Annotated in this window: 1 protein-coding gene; it reads right to left on the bottom strand. The window is 35.8% G+C overall.

What is annotated here, in order from left to right; genetic code table 11:
- Positions 1 to 5 precede the first annotated feature (5 nt).
- Positions 6 to 609 (bottom strand): T9SS type B sorting domain-containing protein (locus tag CW751_RS15130; RefSeq protein WP_101335849.1); only part of this gene is annotated, 604 nt, incomplete at its 5' end.

Genomic DNA, 609 nt, shown 5'->3' with positions numbered 1-609 from the left:
TTTTTTTACCTTAAAACATTCACATGTCCATATTCTACATGGCGTGTAGTGGACATTGTTTCTTTAAATTCAATCTTCCAAACATAAGTGCCTTCGGGTACGTTTTTTCCATTTCGTTGATCTACACCATCCCAACTTGAATTCGGCACACTGGTTTCAAAAATTCGTTCTCCCCATCGGTTGTAAATACTAAAATGATAATCGTTTGGATCATACCCTGAAGTAAAAACAGGCATAAATGTTTCATTCGGTCCTCTTTGGTCAGGCGTAAATGTGTTGGGAACATAAAAAACAATCTTATCCAAAACTTCTATTTTTCTAAAGGTCGTATCAACACATCCTTCTTCAGTTGCTACCGCTAACATAACTTTATGGTGATCTGCTTCTGCGGGAAATTCATATCTCGGATTAACTTCCGTTAATGTATCATTTAAAACATACCATGTGAATTCATCTGCGTAAAGCGATGTATTATTAAAGTCAACAATCGGGTTGTGTACGTTTGGTGTATCGGGCATAAAATAAAAATCAGCGATTGGATTGTGATAAACTTCTACAAAATCACTTTTTGAAATACTTGCTTGACATCCTTCCGATGTAGTAACCATT

The sequence above is a fragment of the Brumimicrobium salinarum genome (assembly GCF_002844555.1).
In the GTDB taxonomy this organism is placed as follows: domain Bacteria; phylum Bacteroidota; class Bacteroidia; order Flavobacteriales_D; family Crocinitomicaceae; genus Brumimicrobium; species Brumimicrobium salinarum.
The sequence above is the reverse complement of the archived record's forward strand: the minus strand, read 5'-3'. Positions and strand labels throughout refer to the sequence as shown.